This window comes from Mediterraneibacter flintii (assembly GCF_055387595.1).
Genome location: NZ_AP031405.1, coordinates 1,258,823 through 1,285,817 on the forward strand (window position 1 = coordinate 1,258,823; position 26,995 = coordinate 1,285,817).

Consider the following 26,995-nt stretch of genomic DNA (forward strand, 5'->3'; position numbering starts at 1 on the left):
ATACCTTTTACATTTTATGCAATAAAAGACATGCATCATAATCAGTCACCCCTCTCTCTTTTTAGAATAGTAACATAAATGTAGGCATGAGTGGGAAGAAAATGCAATTTTGAGTATAAGATTTATACGGGAAGGCGGTATATGAAAGGAAAACGGACAGAGAGAAAAAGATGCAGGAGAAAGAAAAAGGGCGGTCTGGCAGGAATAATTGTAGCTGCTGTAATTGGAGCAGTCATCTGGAATGCCGACAGTTTTCCGCTTTTTTCGGATTCTTACAAAGAGGTTCGTTCTTCCGTTACTGTAAGAGGAGAAGAGGAAGTACAGTGCGGTGTGACAGGGCAGGAAGAAGCAGGAGGATTCTATTATCAGAAATTGTCTGGAGACGAACAAGAATTTTATGATGCGATCTGGCAGGGGGTGAAGGAAGAAAAGGAGTATATTGAAATCCCTACGACAGATGGAGAACAGGCAGCGAAGATATATGAGTATCTTCTGTATGACAGACCAGAGCTGTTTTGGTGTGACGGTACTTCACGGATGACGGTTTATGAAGAGAAACTTTGGTTTTATCCAGGTTATCATTGTACAGGAGAAAAAAGGCAGGAAAGGCAGGCACAGATACAGGCAGCAGTCAAAACATGCCTTGAAGGTATTTCAGAAGAAATGTCAGACTACGGGAAAATCCGGTATATTTTTGAGTATTTGGTGGAGACGATAGACTATGAGTCAGAGGCACCCGATAATCAGAATATATATAGTTCTCTTGTCAATAAGAAATCAGTCTGTGCAGGATATGCAAGGGCAGCACAGTATCTTATGCAGCAAACAGGGATAGAATGTATCTATGCGGTAGGAGACATTGCAGGTCAGGGCGCACATGCGTGGAATATTGTAAACTGCGAAGGAAAATACTATCAAATGGATGTGACATTTGGGGATCCTGTGTTTTTAAAGGAAGAGGAGGACGCTATCCTGCCTCAAAGCGCGATAAATTATGATTATTTGTGCTGTACAGACGAAGAGATCAGCAAGACGCACAGAGAAGATAAAAATATGACATATCCGGCGTGCACGTCGGAGGATTTGAATTATTACAGGCTGGAAGGCATGTATTATGAGGCGTTTGATAAAGAAGAAATGCTGGAGAAAATGAATGAAAGCTTCTATACAGGACAAAGCTTCTTTGCCTGCAAATTTGCAGACAGCGAGCTGTACCTGCAGGCACATGACACGATAATTGAGGAACTGATTCCAAGTGCAGCGGCAAATCTGGCAGACTATTATGGTATGAGCAGTGTGCAGTATACATATGTGGAGGATGAGAAACTCAATAAAATAACGGTGTTCTGGAATTACGAAAAATAAATTTGCAGTATTGAAATATAGACTCAAATGTAGTATAATCTTTACAATTTGAGAAAGTGGGCGCTCTGGATGAAAAGACTCCAAGAGTGCCTTTGTTATGTGCAAATCAAATAGAAAATCTACGAAGGGATAAGGTGAACAGATGAAGGCATTTCTAATATTAGAAGATGGAACTGTGTTTACGGGGACAAGCATTGGTTCAACAAAGGATATGATTAGCGAAATCGTGTTTAATACCTCCATGACAGGTTATTTAGAGGTATTGACTGACCCTTCTTATGCGGGACAGGCAGTGGTAATGACCTATCCATTAATTGGAAACTATGGAATTACACCCGACAAGGAGTCCAAAAAGGCATGGCCTGACGGCTATATCGTAAGAGAATTGTCCCGTATGCCAAGTAATTTCCGGTGTGAGGGAACCATTCAGGATTTCCTAAAGGAGCAGGATATTCCAGGGATCGCAGGAGTAGACACCCGCGCTCTTACAAAAATCCTCAGGGAAAAGGGAACCATGAATGGAATGATTACCACCAATGAAAATTATAAATTGGAAGAAATTCTTCCACGATTGAAGGAATATAGAGTGGGGGACGTAGTTACAAAAGTAACATGCAGCGAGAAATATGTCTTGGAAGGAACCGGTAAAAAGGTAGCGCTTCTGGATTTAGGAGCGAAAAAGAATATCGCCAAATCTTTGCATCAACGAGGCTGTGAAGTGACTGTATATCCGGCGCACACAACAGCAGAAGAAATCATTTCATCTCATCCTGACGGAATCATGTTGTCCAATGGGCCTGGAGACCCAGCAGACTGTACTTCCATAATAAAAGAAATTAAAAAACTATATGACAGTGATATTCCTATTTTTGCAATTTGCCTGGGACATCAGCTTATGGCACTCGCTACTGGAGCAACAACACATAAATTGAAATATGGACACAGAGGAGGAAATCATCCGGTGAAGGATCTTAAGACAAATCGGGTATATATCTCTTCACAGAATCATGGTTATGTTGTAGACGCAGAAAACGTAGATCCGAATATAGCTGTTCCGGCATTTGTGAATGTAAATGATGGTACAAATGAGGGGCTTTCCTATGTTGGAAAGAACATTTTTACAGTGCAGTTTCATCCGGAGGCGTGTCCGGGGCCGCAGGATTCCGGTTATCTGTTTGACCGGTTTATAGAAATGATGGGAGGGACGAAATAATGCCAAGAGACATAAGAATTAAAAAGGTTTTAGTGATTGGCTCCGGCCCGATTGTAATCGGTCAGGCGGCAGAGTTTGACTATGCAGGAACACAGGCATGTCGTTCCCTGAAAGAAGAAGGAATTGAAGTTGTACTTTTGAACTCTAATCCGGCGACAATTATGACGGACAAGGATATTGCCGATCGTGTCTATATCGAACCGCTGACAGTAGAGGTAGTAGAACAGCTTATTTTAAAGGAACAACCAGACAGTGTGCTGCCTACACTGGGAGGACAGGCTGGACTGAATCTGGCAATGGAGCTGGAAGAAGCCGGCTTTTTAAAAGCGCATGGAGTCCGGCTGATTGGAACAACCTCTGAAACGATCAAAAAGGCGGAGGATCGTCTGGAGTTCAAAGCAACAATGGAAAAAATAGGAGAGCCTGTGGCGGCCTCTCTGGTAGTAGAAAATGTAGAGGACGGGCTTGCGTTTGCGAACAAAATCGGTTATCCGGTTGTGCTTCGTCCTGCATATACACTGGGCGGAAGCGGCGGCGGTATCGCCCATGACAGTGAGCAGCTTGTGGAGATTCTGGAAAATGGACTTCGCCTCTCCCGTGTAGGGCAGGTATTAGTAGAACGCTGCATCGCGGGATGGAAGGAGATCGAATATGAGGTAATGCGGGATGGAAACGGTAACTGCATTACGGTTTGTAATATGGAAAATATCGATCCTGTCGGTGTGCATACAGGAGACAGTATCGTTGTGGCGCCCTCTCAGACATTGGGAGATAAAGAGTACCAGATGTTGCGTACGTCTGCTTTGAATATCATCAGCGAACTGAATATCACCGGGGGATGTAATGTACAGTATGCTTTGCATCCGGAAACATTTGAGTACTGTGTCATTGAAGTGAATCCGCGCGTGAGCCGTTCTTCTGCTCTTGCGTCAAAAGCGACGGGATATCCGATTGCAAAGGTGGCGGCAAAAATCGCGCTGGGTTATACATTGGATGAGATCAAAAATGCAATCACACAGAAAACATATGCCAGCTTTGAGCCTATGCTGGATTACTGTGTCGTAAAGCTGCCCAGACTTCCGTTTGATAAGTTTATCAGTGCAAAAAGGACACTGACAACGCAGATGAAGGCGACCGGAGAGGTTATGAGTATTTGTGACAATTTTGAAGGTGCTTTGATGAAGGCGATCCGTTCTCTGGAACAACATGTGGACAGCCTGATGTCCTATGATTTTACAGGACTTTCAGAGGAAGAACTGACAGAGCAGCTTTCTATTGTCGACGATATGAGAATGTGGAGAATCGCAGAGGCAGTGCGGCGCGGAATCAGCTATGACAAAATTCACAGCATTACTTTGATTGATGAATGGTTTATTGATAAGTTTGCACGTATCGTAGAAATGGAAAATGCGTTAAAGACGCAGGAACTCTCAATGGAGCTTTTAAAAGAGGCAAAGCGGATGGAATTTCCAGATACCGTCATTGCACGTCTTACAGGAAAGACAGAGAGAGAAATCCATGATATGCGCCACGCCAATCATATTGTGGCGGCATACAAGATGGTAGATACCTGTGCGGCTGAATTTGCGGCAGAGACGCCATATTACTATTCGGTATATGGAAGCGAAAGCGAAGTGGAAGAGACACACGATAGAAAGAAAGTGCTTGTTCTTGGTTCCGGCCCGATTCGGATTGGGCAGGGAATTGAGTTCGACTTTTGCTCTGTGCACTGTACATGGGCATTTTCAAAAGAGGGATATGAGACAATTATTGTAAATAATAATCCAGAGACAGTCAGCACAGACTTTGATATTGCAGATAAGTTATATTTTGAGCCGCTGACGCCGGAGGATGTGGAAAGCATTGTAGACATTGAGAAGCCGGACGGTGCGGTAGTGCAGTTCGGAGGACAGACAGCTATTAAACTGACAGAAGCGCTGATGAAGATGGGGGTTCCGATTCTGGGAACATCGGCAGAGAATGTAGACAAGGCAGAAGACAGGGAATTATTTGATGAAATTCTGGAGGAATGTGAAATTCCGCGTCCCACAGGGGGCACTGTCTTTACAGCAGAAGAAGCAAAAGAAGTGGCAAACAAACTGGGGTATCCGGTTTTGGTAAGACCTTCTTACGTGCTGGGCGGACAGGGTATGCAGATTGCCATCAATGACCATGATATTGATGAATTCATTGGGATTATCAACCGGATTGCACAGGATCATCCGATCCTTGTAGATAAGTATCTGCAGGGAAAAGAAATCGAAGTAGATGCAGTATGTGACGGAGAGGATATTTTGATACCGGGAATTATGGAGCATATTGAGCGTGCAGGAATTCACTCCGGCGACAGTATCTCTGTATATCCGGCACAGAGTCTGACAAAGAAAGCAAAAGAAAAAATTGCGGAGTATACAAGGAGACTGGCGAAATCTCTTCATGTGGTAGGTCTTATCAATATTCAGTTTATTGTGTGCGGCGAGGAAGATGTATACGTCATTGAAGTAAATCCGCGTTCCAGCCGGACAGTTCCATATATCAGTAAAGTGACGGGGATTCCGATTGTTCCCCTTGCGTCGAAAGTAATTATTGGGAATAAGATAAAAGAGCTCGGATATACACCGGGATTACAGCCGGAAGCAGAGTATGTCGCTGTAAAAATGCCGGTATTTTCCTTTGAGAAAATACGTGGCGCGGATATCAGCTTAGGGCCGGAGATGAAATCGACAGGAGAATGCTTAGGCATTGCCAAAACCTTTGACGAAGCGCTCTATAAAGCATTTTTAGGGGCGGGAATCAAGCTGCCGAGGTTCAAAAATATGATTATGACTGTCCGTGATGAAGATCAGCCGGAGGCAGTAGAAATCGGACGCAGATTCGAAAAAATCGGATATCATATCTTCGCCACAAGTGGTACGGCGCGTGCACTTAATGGGGCGGGTGTGAAGGCGACACCGGTACGTAAGATAGAGCAGGAATCGCCGAACCTGATGGATTTGATTCTGGGACATAAGATTGACCTGGTAATTGACATTCCGGCACAGGGGGCGGAGCACGCAAGAGACGGATTCATTATCCGGCGCAATGCGATTGAAACAGGGGTAAACGTGCTGACTGCGATTGATACGGCGCGTGCACTGATTACCAGCCTGGAAAATACAGATATTAAGAAATTGACACTGATAGATATTGCTACGGTGCAGTAAAAAGGAGTACAATGTTATCAAACATTATATAGAGGAGGTTATTTATGATGAAGAAAAATCTGAAGGGCATATGTGCTGTATTATTGGGGGGGGGGTAATATGGAGTTCGCTTTCCTTCCCGTCCTTAGCTGCTGAACAGGTAAATCTTGCCACAGCAGAGAGCCGGCCGTACAATGGCACTGCAATCGTTGACGTGACGGATATGTACTTTCAAGAAGCTGTTTCTGAGGAAGACTATGCAGATATGTCGGCGACGGCAAAGGGAGTCCTTGCGTCGCCGGATGCCGGACATTATACAATTCTGACAGAGATGACGGATTTTGCATTTTACAACCGTGATCCAGACAGTGACGTAGATTTTAATGACTGGTATGTTGTGCCGGAACGGATGGAAAACATTGCAACAGATGTAACGATTTCAAAGATAGATTCCGAATTGCGTATTTCCGCTTCCGAACAGAGTGCGGAGGGAGGAAGTGAGATTACAGTAAGTGCAGTTATTGTAAACGATTTTGGATATGAAGCAGGGCTTCCGAAGGCAGAAGAAATAGAATTTACGGCTGTCAATGCAAAGATGAAAGAAGGAACAGCTGTAACGCGTACGGGAAACAAGTACTCGGCTGTTTTTGTCCTTTCTGATGATGCACAGGCAGAAGAAGCTGATGTTACAGTGAATGTGTTACCGAGTGCAGTAAATTATAATGCGCTGGCAGAAGGCGTTTCGGCAAATATCCAGATTACACATAAGCAGGCGCCTGCCAGACCAGACGATACCTATCAGACGGACGATACGCAAAAAGCAGAACATACAGAGGTTCTAAAAGGAGCAGAGAAAGAAAGGGTATCTGAAGTACCCAAAACGGGAGACTGGAAAAACAGCATAGTGTGGTATATATTTGCCTTCTTGATAAGCGGAACAGCTTGTGTATGCCTGGTAAAAAGAAAAGGAAAATAAAAATTTCTTCATAAGAAATAACCGGAAATAACCAGAAAATCTCTGGCAACTACAAGATAGCCTTGTATTGCCAGAGATTTTGATATTAACACAATATATATTTGGCAAATGCGATTTCCAGATCGGCTTTGCAGGAACGACTTACAGGCAGTTCCTCACCGTCTACAAGTACAGTATTGCTCTGTATACTCTGCATATATTTCAGATTGACAAGATAGCGGTTATGGATTCTCACGAAAGTCGTATTTAGCTGTGAGGACAACTCATTTAACCTGCCGTAGAAGGTGTAGGAGGCATCGGTTGTAAAAACATGGATGATTCGGCGCTCACTGGCAAAATATTTAATAGAAGAAAGAGGAAGACGGATGTCGCCATCTTTTTTTTGTACAACAAAATACTTCTGGGCAGTATAATCCAATTCCTTGAGAGCAGTATGGAGTACCTCTGTAATTTTGCCAGCCTGATAAGGCTTCATAATATAGTTTAACGCACGCACTTCATATCCCTGGAATACAAAGTCCTGATAAGAGGTAACAAAAATAATTTGGGCAGTACTGTGCATAGCTCTTAATTTTTTTGCTGTTTCAATCCCGTTTAAATGCTTCATTTCTATATCCAGAAAAAGAATCTGATAATCGTAAACATGGAGCTCTTGCAGCAATTCCTCCCCACTTGAATATTCCATGATATGATATGCGATACCACACAAATCTAATTCGGTGGCAATAATTTTCCTTAAATTTTTGCGGAGGGCTTTTTCGTCGTCGCAGATAATGATTTCTAGCATCGTGTTTTCTAAGCCTTTCTAAAAAATTTCCGTTTCTGATTATAACACAGAATGATAGAAAAAAGAAAATAAATATAATACTCTTTTTTACAAAGATAGGAGTAATGACATGAAAGAAAATAAATATGACAATGCTGTATTTTTTGAAAAATACAGTGAAATGGAAAGATCGAAACAAGGTTTAAAAGGGGCAGGAGAGTGGAAAGAGTTAAAAAAGCTTTTGCCAGATTTTAAAGATAAAAAAGTATTGGATTTGGGATGCGGATATGGCTGGCACTGTAGATATGCGGCAGAAAAGGGAGCTGCATATGTAGTAGGGGCAGATATTTCAGAGAAGATGCTTTATACAGCAAAGGAAAAGAATCCACATGAAAGAATTCAATATATCAGAGGCGCTATGGAAGATTTACAGTTTGAAAAAGAAAACTTTGATGTGATTTTAAGCTCCCTTGCATTTCATTATATAGAAGATTTTGACACATTGGCATCCCATATCAGTCAGTGGATCAAAAGGGGTGGAAGCTTTGTCTTTTCTGTGGAACATCCAGTATTTACTGCAGAAGGGAGCCAGGACTGGTACTATGATAAGGAGGGACATATCCTGCATTTTCCAGTTGATAATTATTATAAGGAAGGAAAAAGGGAAGCGATTTTTTTAGGAGAAAAAGTGACAAAATATCATAGGACTTTGACGACGTATCTGCATACGCTATGGGACAACGGCTTTGAAATCCTGCGTATTGTCGAGCCGATGCCTCCGGAGGAAATGATGGGGATGCCAGGGATGCAGGACGAATTGCGAAGACCTATGATGCTGCTTGTCCAGGCAAAAAAGAAATAAAATCATTCTCAGGTAAAATATAAGAGACAGGCGAAAAAAACAGTGGAACAACGGTGATAAAAACAGGAGGCGGGTACGAATGGGATTTCAGATATATGAATGGTTGGAAAAATATGCAGAAGCGGTGGAGCAGACATTTGGATATAGAGTATGGTTTTTAGGGGTACAGGGAAGCTATGCGCGTGGAGAAGAAACAGAAAACAGCGATGTAGACGTTGTACTGATTTTGGATAAGCTGCTTGCGGCGGATCTGCGGCTTTACAGGAAGATGCTGGATGCCTTGCCATATAGAGAAAAGGTATGCGGTTTTATTTCCGGCAGAAGGGAGATAGAAAATTGGGCGAAGCCTGACTTGTTTCAGTTTTGTCGTGATACTGTACCCTTGAAAGGAAGTCTTGAAAATGTGCTTGCATCTGTGACGAAAGAAGACATACGACATGCAGTACATATAGGTGCATGCAATATTTACCATGGTGCATGTCACAATATCGTCCATGAACAACAAATGGAGATTACCGCGCAGCTGTATAAAGCAGCGGTTTTTGTGCTGCAGGCAAAGTACTTTTTAGAAACCCAGACGTATATCTATAAAAAGGCAGAATTATTCGTAAAATTGACCGGAAAGGAGCGAGAGATTTTATATACTGCTATGCAGATGAAAAAAGAAATAGGCAGACCTGACAGGAGTTTAGATGAAGTTACGCATAAACTGATAGAATGGACGTCGGAGATTATATGTAAAATGAATAATTAGAAAAATATTAAGTCATAATTTTGAAAAAACACAGCGAAAATTCGTTTTAAAAACAATGAAAATGCAAGAAAGGATTGACGAAATCGCATTTTGACGATACAATAACATGAAGTGAGATAAACATGGAAGAAAGTGGAGGATTTCGAAATGACAGCTTATAAAGATTTAAGCAGGGAGGAACTAAAACAGTTAAAAGACAGTCTGGAGAAAAAGTTTGCACAAATAAAGGCAAAAGGGCTTAAAATGGATATGTCCAGAGGAAAACCGTCTGCAGAGCAGCTGAACCTTTCTATGGGTATGCTGGATGTGCTGGACAGCAGTAGTACAATGTTCTGCGAGAACGGGATAGACTGTAGAAATTATGGTGCATTAGACGGAATTCCAGAGGCGAAGAAGCTGCTTGCAGATATGATGGAAGTGTCTCCCGACAATGTAATTGTATTTGGAAATTCAAGTTTGAATATCATGTATGACACAGTGGCGCGCTCTATGACACACGGTGTGATGGGAAGTACGCCCTGGTGCAAACTGGATAAGGTAAAATTTTTATGTCCTGTTCCGGGATACGACAGACATTTTGGAATTACAGAGCATTTTGGAATAGAAATGATTCTTATCCCAATGTCAGAGGATGGGCCGGATATGGACATGGTAGAAGAGCTTGTCAGCACAGATGCCGCTGTAAAAGGAATCTGGTGTGTTCCAAAATATTCAAATCCACAGGGAATTACGTATTCAGATGAAACAGTCCGTCGTTTTGCAAATTTAAAGCCGGCGGCAGAAGATTTTAGAATCTACTGGGACAATGCGTATGGCGTACATCATCTCTATGAGGATAGACAGGATCAGCTCCTGGAAATTCTAGAAGAATGCAAAAAGGCTGGAAATCCGGACATGGTATATAAATTTTCTTCCACATCCAAAATCAGTTTTTCTGGTTCTGGACTTGCTGCCTTAGCTGCTTCCAAAGCAAATCTAAAAGACGTCAGCAGTACGATGAAAATGCAGACGATAGGCCATGATAAAATCAATCAGCTTAGGCATGTAAAATTTTTCAAAGATTTAGAAGGAATTCATGCTCATATGAGAAAGCATGCGGAAATTATTCGTCCAAAATTTGAAGCGGTACTTACTACATTAGAAAACGAGCTGGGAGGTTTGGAAATTGGTTCCTGGATTGCTCCGCGCGGAGGGTATTTTATTTCCTTTGATGCACTGGAAGGATGTGCAAAAGCAATCGTCGCAAAAGCAAAGGAGGCTGGACTCGTTATGACAGGGGCAGGAGCAACTTATCCGTACGGAAAAGATCCACACGACAGCAATATTCGAATCGCTCCAACTTACCCAACGCTAGAAGAACTAAAAGAAGCAACAGAAATCTTCGTACTAAGCGTAAAATTAATAAGCGTAGATAAACTCCTTGGAAATTGACAAAAATACCTTCCTCTTGGAAATGTGTAGCAGTGTGAAGCCGAGTTTTTTCCGCCTGGAACTATAAACTTAAGCTGGCGAAAGTGTAAGCGCAAGAGGGAGTGTGTTGCAAAAGTGAGGAATTCCGGCGAAGCCCTGACGAACGTTGCAATACACTCCCTCTTGCGCGAATCATTTCCGTCAGCTTCCGCAGTGCCAGCTCAATTTGGCATATGCTTCCCTTCGCACTACCTGTTGTTTAGTTAAATTTATAATTCTTCTATTAGTTTTTGAATGGTTTCGATATCTTCTTCCAGCATTTCTGCAATCTCTTCTGCTGCATATCCTTTTTGTATTTTCTTTTCTACTAATTCCTGTAGTTTTTGTATGCCGCCTTGTGTTAAACCTTCTCTTAAACCGGAAGCATGTCCCTGTGAAAGTCCCGCAGCAAGACCTTCCTTGCGTCCTTCTTCACGTGCTTTCTCCTGCTCCAATATCTTTTCTTCCCATGCCTGCATGTACTTCACTCCAATCTTTTCACTGGATTTGATGGTGTGGATCCGTTTCTGGATATTATGTATCCTTTCACTGGTACAGGAGGCACTTACTTCCTCTGTGGTATGCTCCATATACCTTAACAGCTCTATCAGTTCTTGTGGTACGCCTTCTGCGTGCTGTCCGCGGGTATTTAAAAATATCCGAACAGCGTCGTCCTGTAATGTCAATTCAGGTACTTCCTTACACTGCATCTGGAAGGTATATCGGTATAACCCATAGCCGAACAGATCAAAGGGACAGATAAGAATAATGTAGACGGGATTCAGCCTTTGAAATCCCACTTCTCCTGGCTTTAAAAGGTTGGAATCGATGAGCGCCTGATAAAACCGGCTCCGTTTTGGCAGATTCCCTGTATCCTCTCTCTGCACTTCTGTGTTGTATATGCGTTCCTCTTCATCCATTGCCCAGACATCCAGACGGACATATCGGTTCAAGGGATGGGTGCGCTGCTCCTTTTCTGTCTGGGGCAGGAGTTTTAAGACAACCTCCCTTCCCAGAATAATCTCCAACATGTCCCGCATTGTATCTGGGTCATCAGCAGCCTGTGAGAATAAAAAACGATCCAGCAGATTCAAATCCTTCAATGTTTTTTGTTTTTGTTCCATATTTACTTTTCCTCCTTTTATTATAGGAAAAAGCCTTACAGTTTACAACACTTTCCCCTTAAGTCACACAGCATTTGCCGCAAATGATATGGTGCTCTCTGCAAAGCAGACATTAAACACACAAATATATACCTCACCTGCAGAGTAAGTAATAAAACAGATGCTGTCACAGCAGTTTCCTTTGTTTCATTGGGTAAAAATTTAGAATGTCCTGGCAGTTAAATACCAGGAAAATCGATTGTCCATCATCAGATGAACATAAATAAAATGATATATATAAATTTTTAGAATGTAGATTCCTTATATAAGAAATTTAAGATACTTCCCTTTCCAAAAATATAATAGAAAAGGTACCATTACCTTAACACATCAGAAAACAAACTACAAGAAAAATAAATATAAATTAGGAATTAAATTAGAAACTTATAATTTTACAGTTGTTTATCACACCTTATAGGGTTTTAATAAAATCCTCCGAAAGCCTTGAAAACAAAGGGGTTATCGCAATCAGTACGCCTTGTTTCTTTATATGATTTCACACAATGTTACCCTTGCTCTGCACAATCATAAGGGCAAAATCAAGGGCGAGAAAATCTGATAATAGGATAAACATAAGTGTGGCAGTCGGAGAACTGTAATGTATGTGCGAATATATTATAATGGAGGCTTTATTATATGGACAAGTTCAGTTTGGAGCGAAGGAGCCATGAAAATTGATAATAGCACAGTTAAAACAACATGTACCGGAGACTACGGATATGTGACGGAAAGCCTGTTTTCAAATGATACCCTCACGATTGAAGGAAATTCAGATGTTCTTATAATTGGTGCAATTTTTGGAAAAAACGGTGTCGTTATTTCTCCTACAGAGGGAAATAAGATTGATGTAAAGGTAGGAATTAAGGAGAATGGAGAAGAAGGCACAAAACATTTTAAAAGTTCTCCTTATGGCGAAACCACTACACTGGATAGTTATGATCTGTTAGGGGGATATACCTATGTTCACATAAAAAATCATATGCATGTATATGACCAGCAGAGCACAGATGACAGATATAAAATAAGCGGCGCTACTTGTACGGAACCTGCAAAGTATTATAAATCCTGTGTATGCGGCGAAAAGGGAACGGAAACTTTTGAAATCGGTCAGGCTGCAAGCCACAAAGCGGAAAAGACCGAAGTGAAAGCCCCCACCGCAACCGAGCCGGGCAATATTGAATACTGGTATTGCCCTCAGTGCGATACCTATTTTAAGGATGCAGAACTGACAGAAGCTATCACAAAGGAGCAGACGGTTTTATCACCTACAGGCGAGCCGGAAGAAAAGCCGAAAACACCGCCAACCGATACGCAGAAAAGTCCGGATAAAATAGGGGAAACAATCGGCAGCCCGCAGACCGGTGATGACAGCAATACAGCCCTTTGGATTGCGGTTATGCTGACTGTCGGAGCAGCTTTGACCGAAACACTTCTTTGCAACCGAAAGAAGAAATACAATAAATAATCCATAATAAAGCGCCCTGTGGAATAAAACCGCCGGGCGCATTCTTTATGTATGTACCGCAGGTTCCCAGCGGTGTTGTTTCCGATGGGAAATCTATTGTTCTCTTTCTTCGTGCGCACCCTTTTCCCTGTTTATGCACTGCTTTCTCTTTATGCTTACGTTCTTCCCCAATTAAATTCACAATTTCAGACAGAACAGAACCGGCTTCACGTTGTTATAGTCTTTCAATTAGAAGTATCTATACTACTTCCGATTGGAAATGCATAGCAACGTGAAGCCGATTTTTTTCACCTGGAAATATAAACTTAAGCTGGCGAAAGTGTAAGCGAGGGAGGGCGTGTGTTGCAAAAGTGAGGAATTTTGGCGAAGCCCTGATGAACGTTGCAAAGCATCTCTTTCACACGTCCTTTTCGTCGGTTCCTGCAGTGTCAGCTCAATTCCGCGTATGCTTCATTTCGCTATCGGCAGTCGCCGAATGAAAAGAAGCAGACAAACTTCTGTTTACATGCAAGCATGACACAGAGTTTGCCTGTTCTTTTCGCACTGCTTGTTGCTTCGTTAAATTTATAATTGATAAATACTGGATATGTTTGTTGAGATTCATAACGCGAATTCGTTCTTATAAATACAAGAGAACCGGAAATACTAATCCAGAAGGCTAGTTATTATGTAAGTTCAATCAAGCTGTCTGGGAGGTATAAATATAGCATGCTATCTAAAATATGTGTCAAAAATCCATATATAATGATTGTGGGTGTTCTGATAATTTTGATTTTGAGCATGGAAGGTTTTCGGAATATAGAAATAGAGTCCCTGCCTGCTACAGATGCACCTTGTATTGCGATTACGACTTTGTATGAACAGGCGGGTCCTGAAACAGTAGAGCAGAAGGTGACAAAAGAAATCGAAAATGCGATTTCATCTGTTCAAAATGTAGAACATATCCGTTCCATATCCCAAACAGGTATTTCTACGGTTGTTCTGGAACTTAGCAAAGGTACGGACATAGATACAGCGGTTATGGAGATAAGAGGACGGATAGAACAGGCAAGGGAAGTCCTTCCGGACAGTACGTCTAAGCCGAATATTTTGAAGATGGATTCAGAGGCGGCTCCGGTTATAGTCGCAGCGATCAGCACAAGCGGAGGGGATTCTGTAAAGGCGGCTCAGCTTACAGAAGAAAAAATACTTCCGCAGTTGAAGCGCCTGGAAGGAGTGGCATATGTCCAAACCATGGGGGCGGCAGAGCAAAGAGTGCAGATAACGCTTCACCCAGAAAAAATAGAAGAGAAAAATATACAGACAGAAGAAACACTAGAAGCACAGAGGAAATCAGCAGAGGGAGAACTGAAAACAGCAAAAGAAAAAGAGGAAGAGACAGAACAGACATACGGAGGAGAAAGCATGGAAGTCCTTCGTTCACAGCTTGAAGTGAAACAAAAAGAACTTAATCTGGCAGAAGTCCAATTTTCACAGACCGAGAATATGTTGGATGTTAAGCAGCAGGAAAGCGAGAATCGTAAAAAGGCGTTAGATACGGTAAAGGTACAGGAATCTGAGATAAAAGAGAACTATGAATCAATATCCAGCCAGATAGAAAATACGGAATCGGAGGATGCAGAAAAATTACAGGAACAAAAAAAGATTCTGGAAGAAGAACTGGAAACAATCGAACATTATGAACAAAATTTTGCCCAGATACAAAGTGCCCTGCTTCAGATTCAGTCACAGAAGGATAACCTGGACAATGCGGTATCTGCATTGGAATCTGAAAAAGAAAAGGCAGAAACACTAAAAGATACGCTCAAGACAGATACTTTGTCATTCAAAGAAGCAGAAGAAAAATTAGGGGAGCTTGACAGCCAGAAGATTCTAGAATTGGCGGCACAAAATACGAAATTGGCAGAAAAGGAAGAAACGGACAGAACGGATGAAACACTGCCAGAAACCGGAACACTTTTAACAGTGGAAAAAGTGAAGGAGATTCTAACGGCGCAGAATTTTGGTATGTCAGCAGAATATATAGAAAAGAATGGAAATGCATATTACATCTGGGTAGGAGATACGCTTCATTCCATTCAGGAGCTTGAAAGCCTTCCTATATTAGAATTAGAAGGGACAAAGCCTGTATATCTGTCTGATGTAGCAGATATTTGCGTTGTTGAAAAGGGAGACAAAACATATGCAGAGATCAATGGAAAAAGAGGCGTTCTTATCAGTGCACAAAAGGAGACGGGATATTCGGACGGGGAGGTCTGCGGACGGATACAAGCGAAATTAAGAGACCTGGAAAAAGAGAATTCACAAATGAAATGTGTGATATTACAGAGCAGTACTGAGTATATGGAAACGTTGGCAGCTTCAATGGGGAAGCACTTGTTTTATGCAAGTATTTTTCTGCTTCTGGTTATTGGAAGTACCTTGAGAAATTTGCGGGCAGGATTACTGGTTATGAGTTCGGTGTTAGCCGGTATATTTCTGATGTTAGCGTTGCTGTGTCTAAAAGGAGGTTCTCTTAATTTTGTTTCATTGTCTGTTCTGGCGGCAGGGACAGTATTTATGATAGATGGAACAAATACAGTGCTGGAGAATATACATCGGATAGAGACGAAGGAATATCTGCCTGTCTGTATGTCTGCTGTGAAAGGAGTAAGACAATATGCAGGAACATTTGCGGCAACGGTATTTGTGTTGGCAGCAGTATTTTTACCAGAAATTCTTACAGGAGAAAGAGAGCATATTCTGTACAGAGAGGCTGGGAGGACGGCGGTGTATGTTTTGATAGCAGGTATATTCTGTGTGTTTGCTATAGTGCCTGTATTGTATACATTCTTTTTTAAAAGAGCAGTCAAACGTGAATGGAAATTTTCTTTAAGAATAGAAAAGATACAAGAACGTATTTCCAGGAAGAAAAAATATCAAAAAGCGATACTGCTGGCAGGGGCAGTTGGATTGCTGTGTATGTGTGGCTGGATAGCTTTTTCCAAAGAAGAAACGATACTGCCGGAGATGGAAAGCTCCCAGTTTTATGTGAGAATGGAGATAGAAGGAGACACAGAGAGAGATAATGTGAAAGAGGCGGCGGAAAATGTGGCACGACAGATCTCAGAAATAGAAAGTGTCGGGGACGTCGGTTTCGTGTCACTGGACGAAACTTTAGAGACAGATACAAAAAGGGTTTATATGGTACAATTTTATATACAGACAAAAGAAAAGAATGCTATGTCAACAGATACCCTGGAGAAGGAGATTGAGAAAAAACTACAATCGATTCCATATTCTTTGCAGGTACAGACTATGCAGGAATATACAAAACAGGCAGGAACATCTGGAATCACAGTGGAAATCACAGGAGATGAAACCGAGACAGTGAAGCAGGCGGCGGAAGAGGTGAAAAAAACACTGGCAGAAATAAAAGGTACAGAAGAGGCAACAGGAATTCTGGATGATACAAAAAAGGAAGTCAGAGTAACCGTACAGAAGGAGAAAGCAGCACTGTATAATCTGACGGTTGAGGATGTATATAGACAGATAGAGGCGAAAATGACAGACTATAAGGATACAGCGGCAGTTCTTGAAACAGTAGACGGGACATTTGATGTTATGATAAAGGATATGGAAAAAGAACTGGAGAAAGAAGGAGACATTCAGGCGTTTGTACTGCATGCAAAATTAGAGGATGGAAGTGAAAAGGAAGTTCCCTTAAAAGAAATCGCTGTACTTGAGGAAAGAGATGTATACCAGACAATCCGGAAAACAGATGGGAGCAGGTATATGCAGGTGACAGCGCAGATACAAGAAGGATATCGTGTCAAAGAGGTAAAAAGTCACATACAGGAAAAGCTAAATGCACAGAGTCTGCCGGATGGATGTAAAGTGAAAATAACAGGAGGAGAGGCAGTACAATCTATAGGAATGGAAGTCTGGAAAACAGTGGGTATTGCTGGCGCGTGTGTATATTTTATTCTGGCGGCAGTGTTTCAATCCTTTTACATTCCGTTTCTGCTGCTGTTTTCTGTAGGGCTTGCATATACAGGGGGATTTTTGGCGTTAATTGTGACAGGGCAGCCAATGAGTACTCCAGCGGTAATCGGATTTTTGATTTTAAGTGGAATAATGGGAAAGAATGTTGCTGTATTGATAAAAAATATGAATCAATTTGAAAAGGAAGGAATGAATAGAAAGGAAGCTATACTTTGTGCGGAAAAGAAGGAAATGTGTCCGGCTGCTATGACAACAGCGGCGATTATCGGTGTTGCATTTCCAGTGGCGACCGGAATTGGAGCCGGAATGGAAGTTGTACAGCCAGCAGCAACTGTTCTTATTGGCGGCTTGCTGTATGGAATGGTGATGATACTGACGGCTGTACCATGTATATTTGAATTATTTCACAAAAAAAGAGTTTGTAATGAATGATATGTCTCCTGTCAATTTGACAGGAGACATAGTATAAAACTGAAGATTATTTGGAAATATTGGGCTACTTAAACTTTACAGCAGTTCCATATGCCATAACTTCGGCAGCGCCCTGTGCAATAGAACTGGTTGCAAAGCGCATGGCAACGATCGCGTCAGCAGGAAATCTGGCAGCATCCTGTACCATGCGTTCATAAGCAATATCTCGTGCCTGGTTCATCATTTCCACGTATGATTTCATTTCACCGCCCACTAAATTTTTAAAGGAGCTTCCAATATCACGCCCTATATTTTTACATTGGATCGTACTTCCTTTGACAAGTCCCAGGACTTCAAACTCCTGTCCGGGTATTTTTTCCGTAGTTACTACTAACATAGATATCCCTCCTTGCAGATATAAAAAGCAGTCTTTTATACTATTTTTCTTTGATCGTATTATAGCATGCTTTTACAGAAAATATAGGAAGAAATCATTTTTTATATAATAGGATTCGGGTGTCAAAAGGTAACTTATTTAAATTCTTTTGTCAACTTTCACAAAAAGTAACTTTTCAGACTCCGGTGCGCGGAGCATTCCGCTGAACCTCTTAATACGAAAATCACGTCAGCAAAGGCTTCCGTGATTTTTGAGTTTCATCTCCATCGCGCATAAAGTCGTCTGGCAAGTTATCTTTTTGTGAAAATTACCGGAAGCATTTGCAAAAGTTACCTTTTGACACCCTAATCATAATAGGAAATTTCAATAAATTTCCTATTATATAAAAAGCCCTCCGGGCGGGATGCGCACGCCGCAATAAGGAAATTTTACCGCTTTGCGGTATTGCGGCGGCGCGTAAAGTGGACAAGCCCCTCAGGAGTGCGGGCAGGGGAGTTGAAGTGGGCTTGCCCACTTTGTTCTATGGATGTAGCAAAATTTAGAGCTTTACCATATATGCAGGATATGTTGCATTCCAAGACTTACCAGGGTAATTCCTGTCCAGCAGCAAAATCCGGTAAAAATCGGTTTTCCTCCGGTACGCACAAGCTTTATAATGTTTGTGTTTAATCCGATTGCTGCCATTGCCATTACAATTAAGAACTTGCTACATTCTTTTAAAGGTGCAGTGACTGTGGCAGGCAGTTGGAAAACAGTTGTAATTACGCTGGCGAGAATGAAGAATAAAACAAAGAATGGGAAAGACTTTTTCAGGCTGAAGGAAGAGTCTTTTTTATTTTTTTCCTTTTTCCCTCTGTAGAGGGCGAGTACGAGTGTAATTGGAATAATTGCCAACGTTCGAGTCATTTTGACAATGGTTGCAGATTCCAGTGTGTGGCTGGCATGCATGCCGTCCCATGCAGCAGCGGCCGCTGTGACAGAAGAGGTATCATTGATTGCCGTTCCTGCAAACAACCCGAAACCTTCATTGCTTAGATGGAGAACCTGGCCTAGTGCAGGAAAGAGAAGTGCTGCAAGGACATTGAAGAGGAAGATAACAGAGATAGACTGTGCGACTTCCTCATCGGAAGCATGGATTACAGGAGCTGTGGCGGCGATGGCGCTGCCGCCGCAGATAGAGGAACCGACGCCTACTAAAATGGCATTATTAGGCCTTAATTTCAATGCTTTATAAAGCAGGAATGAAATTGCCAGAGATGTGGCAATGGTAGAGAGGATAATGGGGAGAGACTGTTTTCCTTTTGCCAGGATTTCAGTAAGATTCATACCGAATCCCAGAAGTATAACGGCTGCCTGTAAGATCTTTTTGGAAGTGAATTGGATCCCTCCGGCAAGCGTGTCTTTTTTGGTTATAAGAAGCGTAAGCACCATCCCAAATAGGATAGAAAATACAGGCCCTCCAATTACAGGGAATATTTGACCTAAAAACCATGCTGGTATAGAAATAACTAGGCAAAGTGCGATTCCGGCCCCATTTCTTTTTATAAAGTTCATAATAAAATCCTCCAATTGACAGATAATATGTAACAAACAGGCAATGTACCGGTACAGTATACAAAATTTACCAGGTGTATTTGCCGTCTAAAAAATAATAGCATAAAAATATAATAAAATATAATTATATATATTTATTTTATAATAAATATATGTTATGATAGGTGCAGGGAGTAGTTAATATAAAGCTGAGGATTCAGCATATAAGGAGTGCGGGCTATTCGAATAAACGAGTATCCCGCATTTGTTCACAAGAAGATACAGTTAAGAGGTTGAAGATTAAGAGGGGTTGTCATGCTTGATTTTCGGATGGAAACATTTTTGACAGTTTGTCAGTGTATGAATTTTACAAGGGCATCAGAGGAACTGCATATTACGCAGCCGGCAGTCTCACAGCATATTCGTTTTCTAGAGAAGTATTACCATACAAAGCTGTTTCACTATGAAGGGAAAAAACTACGTTTGACAAATGCAGGAGAACTGCTTAGAAACGCTTCACTGACTATGAAACATGATGAGCTTTTTCTTCAGAATGAAATGATAAGAGAAGGGGAAGAATTAAAGGAAATACGGTTTGGAGCGACCAGAACAGTAGGAGACGCGCTCATGGGCAAGGTTTTGCAAAAGTATTTGTCCAGATATCCCGATGCGAAAATACATATGGAAGTGGAAAATACAAATGCTTTGTTAAATAGACTAGATGAGGGCAAGATAGATTTTGCGATTGTAGAAGGTTTTTTTAAGAAAAGAGAATATGATTTTCTACATTATTCCACAGAAAGATATATTGCTGTCTGTGGCAGAAATTATTCATTTTTGAAGAAGCCAGAGAAAGTAGAGGACTTGTTTGGAGAGCGTCTTTTACTTCGTGAACTAGGCTCTGGTACAAGAGAAGTGCTGGAAAGATTTTTAAGCTCTCAGAATTACAGTCTGGAGGATTTTAAAAAATCTATGGAAGTAGGAAGCCTGCAGACGATTAAAGAGTTGACAAAAGCGGGATGCGGTATTACATTTTTATATGAAGTTGCAGTCAGGGAAGAACTGGAAAAAGGAGAAATGCAAAAGATATGTCTGAAAGACTTTCAGATTTTCCATGATTTCACTTTTCTTTGGAGACGAGGAAGCATCTATGCCGATCGTTTCAAAGAAATATTCCGGAGATTTTCGGTATAAGAAACAGACAATACACAAGATTAGTAAAAGGAAGTGATTCAAGTGTTACAGGTAGAACATTTATTATATGATATTCTAGAAGAAGGGCGGCAGTCAGAAATTCTCTCAGATGTCAGTTTTACTGTGCAGGATGGAGAAATGCTGGTGATTACAGGACCCAATGGAGGCGGTAAATCTACTTTGGCAAAGCTGCTGATGGGGATTTACAAAGAGACAGCGGGGAAAATTTATTTGGACGGACAGGATATTACAGAACTGTCAATTGACGAGAGGGCGAAAGCCGGAATTGGTTTTGCATTTCAGCAGCCTCCACGCTTTAAAGGAATGACTGTAAGAAGGCTGTTGTCTCTTGCAGCGGGAAAAGTGCTGGATGAAAAAACCTGTTGTGAGCTGCTTAGCAGTGTAGGCTTATGCGCCAGGGAATATATCGACAGAGAGGCAGATGCAACATTATCCGGCGGAGAAATGAAGCGGATTGAGATTGCGACGGTTTTGGCGAAACGACATGCACTTTGTATTTTTGATGAACCAGAAGCCGGAATCGACTTGTGGAGTTTTTCTATGCTGATTAAACGGTTTGAACAGATTCACAAAGAGAAGAAGGAAAGTTTGATTTTGATTTCGCATCAAGAGCGAATTATTCAGATGGCAGATAGAATTATGGTTATTTCCGAAGGAAAGTTAGAATCCATCGGTGCAGCAGAAGAAATTATGCCGAGCTTATTTGGAAAAGAGTTAGATTCCTGTGAATGCCGCAGACAAAAAGGAGGGGATCTCTATGGAGCTTAATAAAGTGACGCAGGATGTATTAAATGTAATAGATTCCTATGGATTTAAGCAGGAGGGAGCATATAATTTAAGATTGAACGGTATGGCTGTGTGTCATGGAGACAGCAGACATATCCAGATAGTAAAAAAAGCGGATAAGGCGGGAATTGACATTCATATCAGTGGGGAAGCAAAAGACGAGCAGGTGCATATACCTGTCGTGATGTCCAAAGAAGGGATTGACGTTGTATATAACGATTTTTATATTGAAGATGGAGCAGACGTCACAATCGTTGCCGGCTGTGGAATTCATGGAGAAGGATGCAGTGAGACAAGACATGACGGTATTCATACGTTCCATGTAGGAAAAAATGCCAATGTAAAATATGTAGAAAATCATTATGCGCAAGGCAATGGAACTGGAAAAAAAGTGCTGAATCCAGTTACAAAGATATATGTGGGAGAAAATTCAGTCTTTACGCTTGAGACATCCCAAATTAAAGGGGTAGATTCTACAGAAAGGGAAAATTATATTGAACTGGCAGAAAACGCAAAGCTTTTTGTGACAGAAAAGCTGATGACGCATGAAGATCAGACAGCAGTTTCGAATATGGATGTGTATCTAAATGGAGAAAACAGTTCTGCGCGGATTGTGTCACGTTCTGTAGCAAAGGGGACTTCCAGGCAGGTATTTCATCCAAAAGCAATAGGAAATAACCTTTGTCATGCACATATTCAGTGCGACTCCATTATTATGGATGAGGCTGAAATCAGCTCTATTCCAGAAATTAATGCAAGACATATAGATGCGCAGATTATACATGAAGCAGCAATAGGAAGAATTAATGATGAACAGCTTACAAAGCTGCGGACATTCGGGCTTAATGCAGAAGAAGCAGAGGCAGTAATTATAGAGAATTTCCTGAAATAAAAGAGAAGAATTCAATACAGTAGATATGTAAATAAAAAAGTGGGGGGTTCCCACTTTTTTATTTACATACATCAATCCATTCTTTTGTATTGGCATATTTTTCTAGTTCACCACAGGTTAATTCTACGGCCGAATTTGAACTGCCGGCAGCAGGAAATACAGTGGTAAAACGCTTTAAAGATATATCTAAATAAGTAACTGCTGTATCCGGATTTCCAAAGGGACAAACTCCCCCGATTGCATGCCCTGTATAAGCTTCTACATCATCAGCAGATAACATTTTTGCCTTCATTCCAAAGAAATGTTTGAATTTACTATTATCTATTTTCATGTCTCCTGCTGTTACGATTAGGATGGCCGCGTCCCGTTCTTTTGTGTAAAAAGAAAGGGTTTTAGCGATACGGGCAGGTTCTACTCCGGCGGCCTGGGCTGCCAGTTCAACGGTTGCACTGGAAACGGGAAACTCTATTATTTCTTTATTTATATTATTGTTTTTAAAATAATTTTTAACGATTTGTACGGACATAGTAAACTCCTTTATTGAATTACAAAATCATGGTGAAAAGACAGATTTGATTTTACTGCCGTTTTTTATTATAACAGAATCGTCTTTACAGTAAAAGTAGATTGTGATAAGATATTTCCGGATATCCGACAAAAGTTTTCCTGGGCGGGGAGCGCCGTCTGGGTTTTTACTGTACTTTACGTACGAGGTACGAAAATAACCTGCGAGGGAATCCGTGTTCCGGAGTGAGAGGATACCAGTGAGTATCGACCGTTATTTCAGGAGGTTAATATGAAAAACAATCACGTGAAAAAACTTGCTTTGGCAGGTATTCTTGTAGCTGTCGGTATTGTATGTTCGCCATTATCTATTCCGGTCGGCGCCTCAAAGTGTGCTCCGATTCAGCATTTTATTAATATATTAAGTGGCGTGTTTTTGGGGCCGGGGTACGCAGTAGGAATGGCATTTGTGACAAGTCTTTTGCGAAATTTGATGGGAACGGGGACACTGCTTGCATTTCCAGGGTCTATGTGTGGGGCATTTCTATGCGGCATATTGTACAAATATGGAAAACATCTTCCATATGCATATGCGGGAGAGCTGTTTGGAACATCTGTTATCGGAGGACTTTTGAGCTATCCGGTCGCTGTACTTTTGATGGGAAGTAAAAGCGCAGTGTTTGGCTTTGTAGTTCCATTTTTCATCTCTAGTTTTGGTGGTACTATTTTGGCAGTAGTGCTTGTCACTGCAATGAAAAAAATGAAAATACTAGATGTGTATCTGGGAAACTTGAAGTATCAATAAAAATAATAGGGGAGCTTGCGTGCGAAGCAGGCTGAGAGTAGGCTGAAGCGCCTAGACCCGTAACCTGATTTGGATAATGCCAACGTAGGGAGAATATAAACGCATTTGTAGCGGGTATACCTCATTGGTATACCTGCTTTTTACTATTTATGAAATATAGGAGGAGTTGACGTATGATAAAACAATGCATGTTACAAGTCAAAAAGACAGCACCGCTGATCCACAATATTACAAATTATGTTACGGTCAATGATGTGGCAAATATTCTTTTGGCATGCGGGGGAAGTCCGATTATGTCGGATGAAGCGGAGGATGTAGAAGACATTACTTCTATTTGCTCTGGTTTGAACATCAATATTGGCACCTTGCATAAGACCAGTATAGAGGGGATGTTTAAAGCGGGAAAGAAGGCCAACGAATTAGGACATCCGGTTTTGCTCGATCCAGTTGGGGCAGGAGCAAGCACCTTGCGCACGAATACAGCGCTGGAATTAATGAGAAAAATCAACCTGACGGCCATTCGGGGAAATATATCGGAAATAAAGACATTGGCATATGGGAAGGGGACTACAAAAGGCGTAGATGCGGATGTCGCCGATACAGTAACAGAGGAAAATTTAAAGACTGCAATCGACTTTGTAAAGGAATTTGCGAAGGAAAGCGGTTCTATTATTGCGGTGACAGGAGCGATTGATCTGGTTTCAGATGGTGACACATGCTATGTGATTCGGAACGGACGTCCGGAGATGGGAAAGATTACAGGCACCGGCTGCCAGTTATCCGGCATGATGGCAGCATATTTGGCAGCAAATCCAGAAGAACGTCTGGCGGCAGCGGCGGCATCTGTCTGTGTGATGGGGCTTGCGGGAGAAATTGGCTGGAAATATATGCAGAGAGGGGACGGAAACTCGGCATACCGCAGTCGGATTATTGACGCAGTCTATAATATGACAGAGGATGAATTAGAAAGAGGTGCAAAATATGAGGTGTTCTAAAGAAAGCCTGTTGCTCTACGCGGTAACAGACAGAAGATGGCTGGCAGGAAAAACGTTGTATGAACAGGTGGAAGAGGCGTTGAAAGGAGGCGCCACCTTCATACAGCTCAGAGAAAAAAATTTGGAGAAGAAAGAATTTCTAAAGGAAGCAAGGGAGATAAAAGCACTCTGTGAAAAATATAAGACACCATTCGTGATTAATGATGATGTAGAGATAGCAAAGGCTATAGATGCAGATGGCGTGCATGTAGGGCAAAGTGATATGGAAGCAAAGGATGTACGTGTCACATTGGGAAAGGAAAAAATAATTGGAGTTTCGGTACAGACAGTAGAACAAGCTCTGGAAGCTCAGAGACACGGTGTAGATTATCTGGGGGTCGGATCGGTATTTGCAACGGGAACAAAGGAGGACGCAAAAGAGGTAAGCCATGAGACTTTGAAGGAAATTTGCGAAGCAGTAGATATCCCTGTCATTGCCATCGGCGGAATTAACGAAAGGAATGTGATGAAGCTGGAAGGAAGCGGGATCTGCGGAATAGCAGTTATCAGCGCTATTTTTGCACAGCCAGATATAAAGGAAGCGGCAAGGCGGCTGCATAGACTTGCCGAAGAAATGATAGACAGAATGTCAGGGAAAAAGAAAGGGACAATATAAGCAAAATGATAAAAGGCGTCATATTTGATGTAGATGGGACTCTTTTGAATTCCATGCCAATTTGGGAGAACTTAGGTGAATTATATTTGAAAGGCTTAGGAATTACGGCAGAGAAAGGCTTAGGAAATATTCTGTTCGAGATGAGCATGGAGGAAGGGGCGGCATATTTGATTGATGTATATGGGCTCACTCTTACAGTGCCGCAGGTAGTGCAGGGACTTAGCGAACAGGTAGCAAAGTTTTATAGAGAGAAAGTTCCCTTAAAAGAGGGGGTAAGGCAGTATCTGAATGAATTTAGAGCACGGAATATTCCTATGTCAATCGCAACGGCCGGAGACAGGAAGAATACAGAAGCAGCGTTGAAACGGTTAAAGGTGTATTCTTATTTTCAGGGGATTTTTACTTGTTCTGAAGTAGGCAGTGGAAAGTCACATCCAGATATTTATCTGGCAGCGGCGCTTCAGATGGATACAGAACCTAAAAATACATGGGTGTTTGAGGACGCGTATCATGCTGTGTTGACGGCAAAAAAAGCCGGATTTAGGACAGCAGCTGTGTATGACAAAGCGAATGACAAGCAGCTTGCGAGGATTTGGAATACAGCAGATATTTATCTGCCAGAATTTTCGGATTTTGAGCTGTTTTATAAAAGAGCATCTTAAGATAGAGAAGCAGAGAGCAGAAATTGACACTGACACTATGAAAGGAGACAAACATGAAAACAGCATTGACAATTGCTGGCAGTGATTCCAGCGGAGGCGCCGGCATCCAGGCAGACATTAAGACAATGACGGTAAACGGTGTATTTGCTATGAGTGCAGTGACAGCCTTAACTGCACAGAATACAACCGGTGTAGCAGGGATTATGGAAGTGACACCTGCATTTTTGAAGGAGCAGTTAGACAGTATATTTACAGATATTCGTCCGGATGCGGTAAAAATCGGGATGGTATCCTCCGCCGGATTGATACAGGCGATAGCAGAAAAATTAAAAGAGTACCATGCCAAGCAGATTGTCGTAGATCCGGTAATGGTAGCGACCAGCGGAGCAAAATTAATCAATGATGATGCGGTTTCGGTATTGAAGGAGAAATTACTTCCTCTGTCGGATATAGTAACTCCCAATATTCCAGAGGCGGAGGTGCTTTCAGGAATAGAGATAAAAACGGAAGAAGATATGACAGCAGCAGCGGAGATAATTGGCAAGCTCTATCACTGTGCTGTATTGTTAAAAGGCGGACACCAGTTAAATGACGCCAATGATCTGTTGTATTCCCAAGGAGTCTGCCGGTGGTTTTACGGAAAACGTATCCATAATCCAAATACACACGGTACAGGATGTACGTTATCCAGTGCGATTGCTTCGAATCTGGCAAAAGGGTTTTCTATGAATGAATCTGTCAGACGGGCAAAAGAGTACATATCGGGAGCACTGTCGGCAATGCTTGATCTAGGAGCAGGAAGCGGCCCAATGAACCATGCTTTTGATATAAAAGGAAAATATACGAAAGAGAAGACGCAGAACAAGGACAGTAAACAGTAATGCTGTGAGCTGGCTGCGGTATCGCGGCGGACAGGGAAGGAAAATTCCCCTATCCTATCATGCAACCGAAAATTTACATG

22 protein-coding genes and 1 riboswitch are annotated in these 26,995 nt (G+C 41.8%); of the genes, 17 read left to right on the forward strand and 5 right to left on the reverse strand.

Annotated elements, in window-relative coordinates:
- The first annotated feature begins 141 nt into the window (after nucleotides 1-141).
- From ACZ5C4_RS06025 to ACZ5C4_RS06040, 4 genes are all read left to right on the forward strand, one after another.
- Nucleotides 142-1,365 (forward strand): transglutaminase domain-containing protein, encoded by a 1,224-nt coding sequence (locus tag ACZ5C4_RS06025; protein WP_464520198.1) that lies wholly within the window; start codon nucleotides 142-144, stop codon nucleotides 1,363-1,365.
- A 142-nt stretch (nucleotides 1,366-1,507) separates the two neighbouring features.
- A complete protein-coding gene (locus ACZ5C4_RS06030; RefSeq protein WP_464520199.1) occupies nucleotides 1,508-2,578 on the forward strand; it encodes a carbamoyl phosphate synthase small subunit in 1,071 nt (356 codons plus the stop codon).
- Nucleotides 2,578-5,781 (forward strand): carbamoyl-phosphate synthase large subunit, encoded by a 3,204-nt coding sequence (gene carB, locus ACZ5C4_RS06035; RefSeq protein WP_464520200.1) that lies wholly within the window; start codon nucleotides 2,578-2,580, stop codon nucleotides 5,779-5,781. Before ACZ5C4_RS06030 ends, carB begins: the two co-directional genes overlap by 1 nt.
- A gap of 70 nt (nucleotides 5,782-5,851) precedes the next feature.
- A complete protein-coding gene (locus tag ACZ5C4_RS06040) occupies nucleotides 5,852-6,736 on the forward strand; it encodes a hypothetical protein (protein WP_464520201.1) in 885 nt (294 codons plus the stop codon).
- Nucleotides 6,737-6,821: 85 nt separating this feature from the next.
- Here ACZ5C4_RS06040 and ACZ5C4_RS06045 read toward each other — a convergent pair whose 3' ends face one another.
- On the reverse strand, nucleotides 6,822-7,523 hold the full coding sequence (locus ACZ5C4_RS06045) for a LytR/AlgR family response regulator transcription factor (RefSeq protein WP_464520202.1): 702 nt from the start codon (nucleotides 7,521-7,523) through the stop codon (nucleotides 6,822-6,824).
- A 109-nt stretch (nucleotides 7,524-7,632) separates the two neighbouring features.
- Between ACZ5C4_RS06045 and ACZ5C4_RS06050 the strand changes: the two genes are divergently transcribed.
- From ACZ5C4_RS06050 to ACZ5C4_RS06060, 3 genes are all read left to right on the forward strand, one after another.
- Nucleotides 7,633-8,364, forward strand: coding sequence for a class I SAM-dependent methyltransferase (locus tag ACZ5C4_RS06050; RefSeq protein ID WP_464520203.1), 732 nt, complete (start codon nucleotides 7,633-7,635; stop codon nucleotides 8,362-8,364).
- A 79-nt stretch (nucleotides 8,365-8,443) separates the two neighbouring features.
- Nucleotides 8,444-9,118 (forward strand): nucleotidyltransferase domain-containing protein, encoded by a 675-nt coding sequence (locus ACZ5C4_RS06055; RefSeq protein WP_464520204.1) that lies wholly within the window; start codon nucleotides 8,444-8,446, stop codon nucleotides 9,116-9,118.
- A 147-nt stretch (nucleotides 9,119-9,265) separates the two neighbouring features.
- The gene (locus tag ACZ5C4_RS06060) at nucleotides 9,266-10,549 is read left to right on the forward strand and encodes an aspartate aminotransferase type Ic (protein ID WP_464520205.1); all 1,284 of its coding nucleotides are present in this window, start codon (nucleotides 9,266-9,268) and stop codon (nucleotides 10,547-10,549) included.
- A gap of 248 nt (nucleotides 10,550-10,797) precedes the next feature.
- Here the strand turns inward: ACZ5C4_RS06060 and ACZ5C4_RS06065 are convergent, their stop codons facing one another.
- Entirely contained in the window at nucleotides 10,798-11,691 is an 894-nt protein-coding gene (locus tag ACZ5C4_RS06065; RefSeq protein ID WP_464520206.1) for an Rpn family recombination-promoting nuclease/putative transposase, read from the reverse strand.
- A 706-nt stretch (nucleotides 11,692-12,397) separates the two neighbouring features.
- Between ACZ5C4_RS06065 and ACZ5C4_RS06070 the strand changes: the two genes are divergently transcribed.
- Nucleotides 12,398-13,195, forward strand: a complete 798-nt coding sequence (locus ACZ5C4_RS06070) for a hypothetical protein (protein WP_464520207.1) — start codon at nucleotides 12,398-12,400, stop codon at nucleotides 13,193-13,195.
- Nucleotides 13,196-13,903: 708 nt separating this feature from the next.
- Nucleotides 13,904-17,611 carry an efflux RND transporter permease subunit gene (locus ACZ5C4_RS06075; RefSeq protein WP_464520208.1) on the forward strand — a complete coding sequence of 1,236 codons (3,708 nt, stop codon included), beginning with the start codon at nucleotides 13,904-13,906 and terminating at the stop codon, nucleotides 17,609-17,611.
- Between the two features lie 64 nt (nucleotides 17,612-17,675).
- Here the strand turns inward: ACZ5C4_RS06075 and ACZ5C4_RS06080 are convergent, their stop codons facing one another.
- Nucleotides 17,676-17,987: a heavy metal-binding domain-containing protein gene (locus ACZ5C4_RS06080; RefSeq protein ID WP_186875230.1), complete on the reverse strand. Its 312-nt coding sequence runs from the start codon at nucleotides 17,985-17,987 to the stop codon at nucleotides 17,676-17,678.
- A gap of 546 nt (nucleotides 17,988-18,533) precedes the next feature.
- Nucleotides 18,534-19,541, reverse strand: coding sequence for a YeiH family protein (locus ACZ5C4_RS06085; protein WP_464520209.1), 1,008 nt, complete (start codon nucleotides 19,539-19,541; stop codon nucleotides 18,534-18,536).
- A 294-nt stretch (nucleotides 19,542-19,835) separates the two neighbouring features.
- On the opposite strand from ACZ5C4_RS06085, the gene ACZ5C4_RS06090 reads away from it, so the two are divergent.
- The 3 genes from ACZ5C4_RS06090 to ACZ5C4_RS06100 are packed head-to-tail and all read left to right on the forward strand — an operon-like array spanning nucleotide 19,836 to nucleotide 22,413.
- Nucleotides 19,836-20,714, forward strand: coding sequence for a LysR family transcriptional regulator (locus tag ACZ5C4_RS06090; RefSeq protein WP_464520210.1), 879 nt, complete (start codon nucleotides 19,836-19,838; stop codon nucleotides 20,712-20,714).
- A gap of 42 nt (nucleotides 20,715-20,756) precedes the next feature.
- On the forward strand, nucleotides 20,757-21,503 hold the full coding sequence (locus ACZ5C4_RS06095; protein ID WP_464520211.1) for an ATP-binding cassette domain-containing protein: 747 nt from the start codon (nucleotides 20,757-20,759) through the stop codon (nucleotides 21,501-21,503).
- Nucleotides 21,493-22,413, forward strand: coding sequence for a SufB/SufD family protein (locus ACZ5C4_RS06100; RefSeq protein WP_186875226.1), 921 nt, complete (start codon nucleotides 21,493-21,495; stop codon nucleotides 22,411-22,413). Before ACZ5C4_RS06095 ends, ACZ5C4_RS06100 begins: the two co-directional genes overlap by 11 nt.
- A 58-nt stretch (nucleotides 22,414-22,471) precedes the next feature.
- Here the strand turns inward: ACZ5C4_RS06100 and ACZ5C4_RS06105 are convergent, their stop codons facing one another.
- Nucleotides 22,472-22,939: a YbaK/EbsC family protein gene (locus ACZ5C4_RS06105; protein ID WP_464520212.1), complete on the reverse strand. Its 468-nt coding sequence runs from the start codon at nucleotides 22,937-22,939 to the stop codon at nucleotides 22,472-22,474.
- Between the two features lie 270 nt (nucleotides 22,940-23,209).
- Here ACZ5C4_RS06105 and thiW point away from each other — a divergent pair, with 270 nt between their 5' ends.
- From thiW to thiD, 5 genes are all read left to right on the forward strand, one after another.
- Nucleotides 23,210-23,722, forward strand: coding sequence for an energy coupling factor transporter S component ThiW (gene thiW, locus ACZ5C4_RS06110; protein WP_186875224.1), 513 nt, complete (start codon nucleotides 23,210-23,212; stop codon nucleotides 23,720-23,722).
- A riboswitch (TPP riboswitch) is annotated at nucleotides 23,720-23,831 on the forward strand. It overlaps the preceding gene by 3 nt.
- A 64-nt stretch (nucleotides 23,832-23,895) precedes the next feature.
- Nucleotides 23,896-24,717, forward strand: coding sequence for a hydroxyethylthiazole kinase (thiM, locus tag ACZ5C4_RS06115; RefSeq protein WP_464520213.1), 822 nt, complete (start codon nucleotides 23,896-23,898; stop codon nucleotides 24,715-24,717).
- The gene (gene thiE / locus ACZ5C4_RS06120) at nucleotides 24,704-25,372 is read left to right on the forward strand and encodes a thiamine phosphate synthase (RefSeq protein WP_464520214.1); all 669 of its coding nucleotides are present in this window, start codon (nucleotides 24,704-24,706) and stop codon (nucleotides 25,370-25,372) included. Before thiM ends, thiE begins: the two co-directional genes overlap by 14 nt.
- A 5-nt stretch (nucleotides 25,373-25,377) precedes the next feature.
- The gene (locus ACZ5C4_RS06125; protein ID WP_464520215.1) at nucleotides 25,378-26,034 is read left to right on the forward strand and encodes an HAD family hydrolase; all 657 of its coding nucleotides are present in this window, start codon (nucleotides 25,378-25,380) and stop codon (nucleotides 26,032-26,034) included.
- A 53-nt stretch (nucleotides 26,035-26,087) separates the two neighbouring features.
- Nucleotides 26,088-26,915 carry a bifunctional hydroxymethylpyrimidine kinase/phosphomethylpyrimidine kinase gene (thiD, locus tag ACZ5C4_RS06130; RefSeq protein WP_464520216.1) on the forward strand — a complete coding sequence of 276 codons (828 nt, stop codon included), beginning with the start codon at nucleotides 26,088-26,090 and terminating at the stop codon, nucleotides 26,913-26,915.
- Nucleotides 26,916-26,995: the final 80 nt, after the last annotated feature.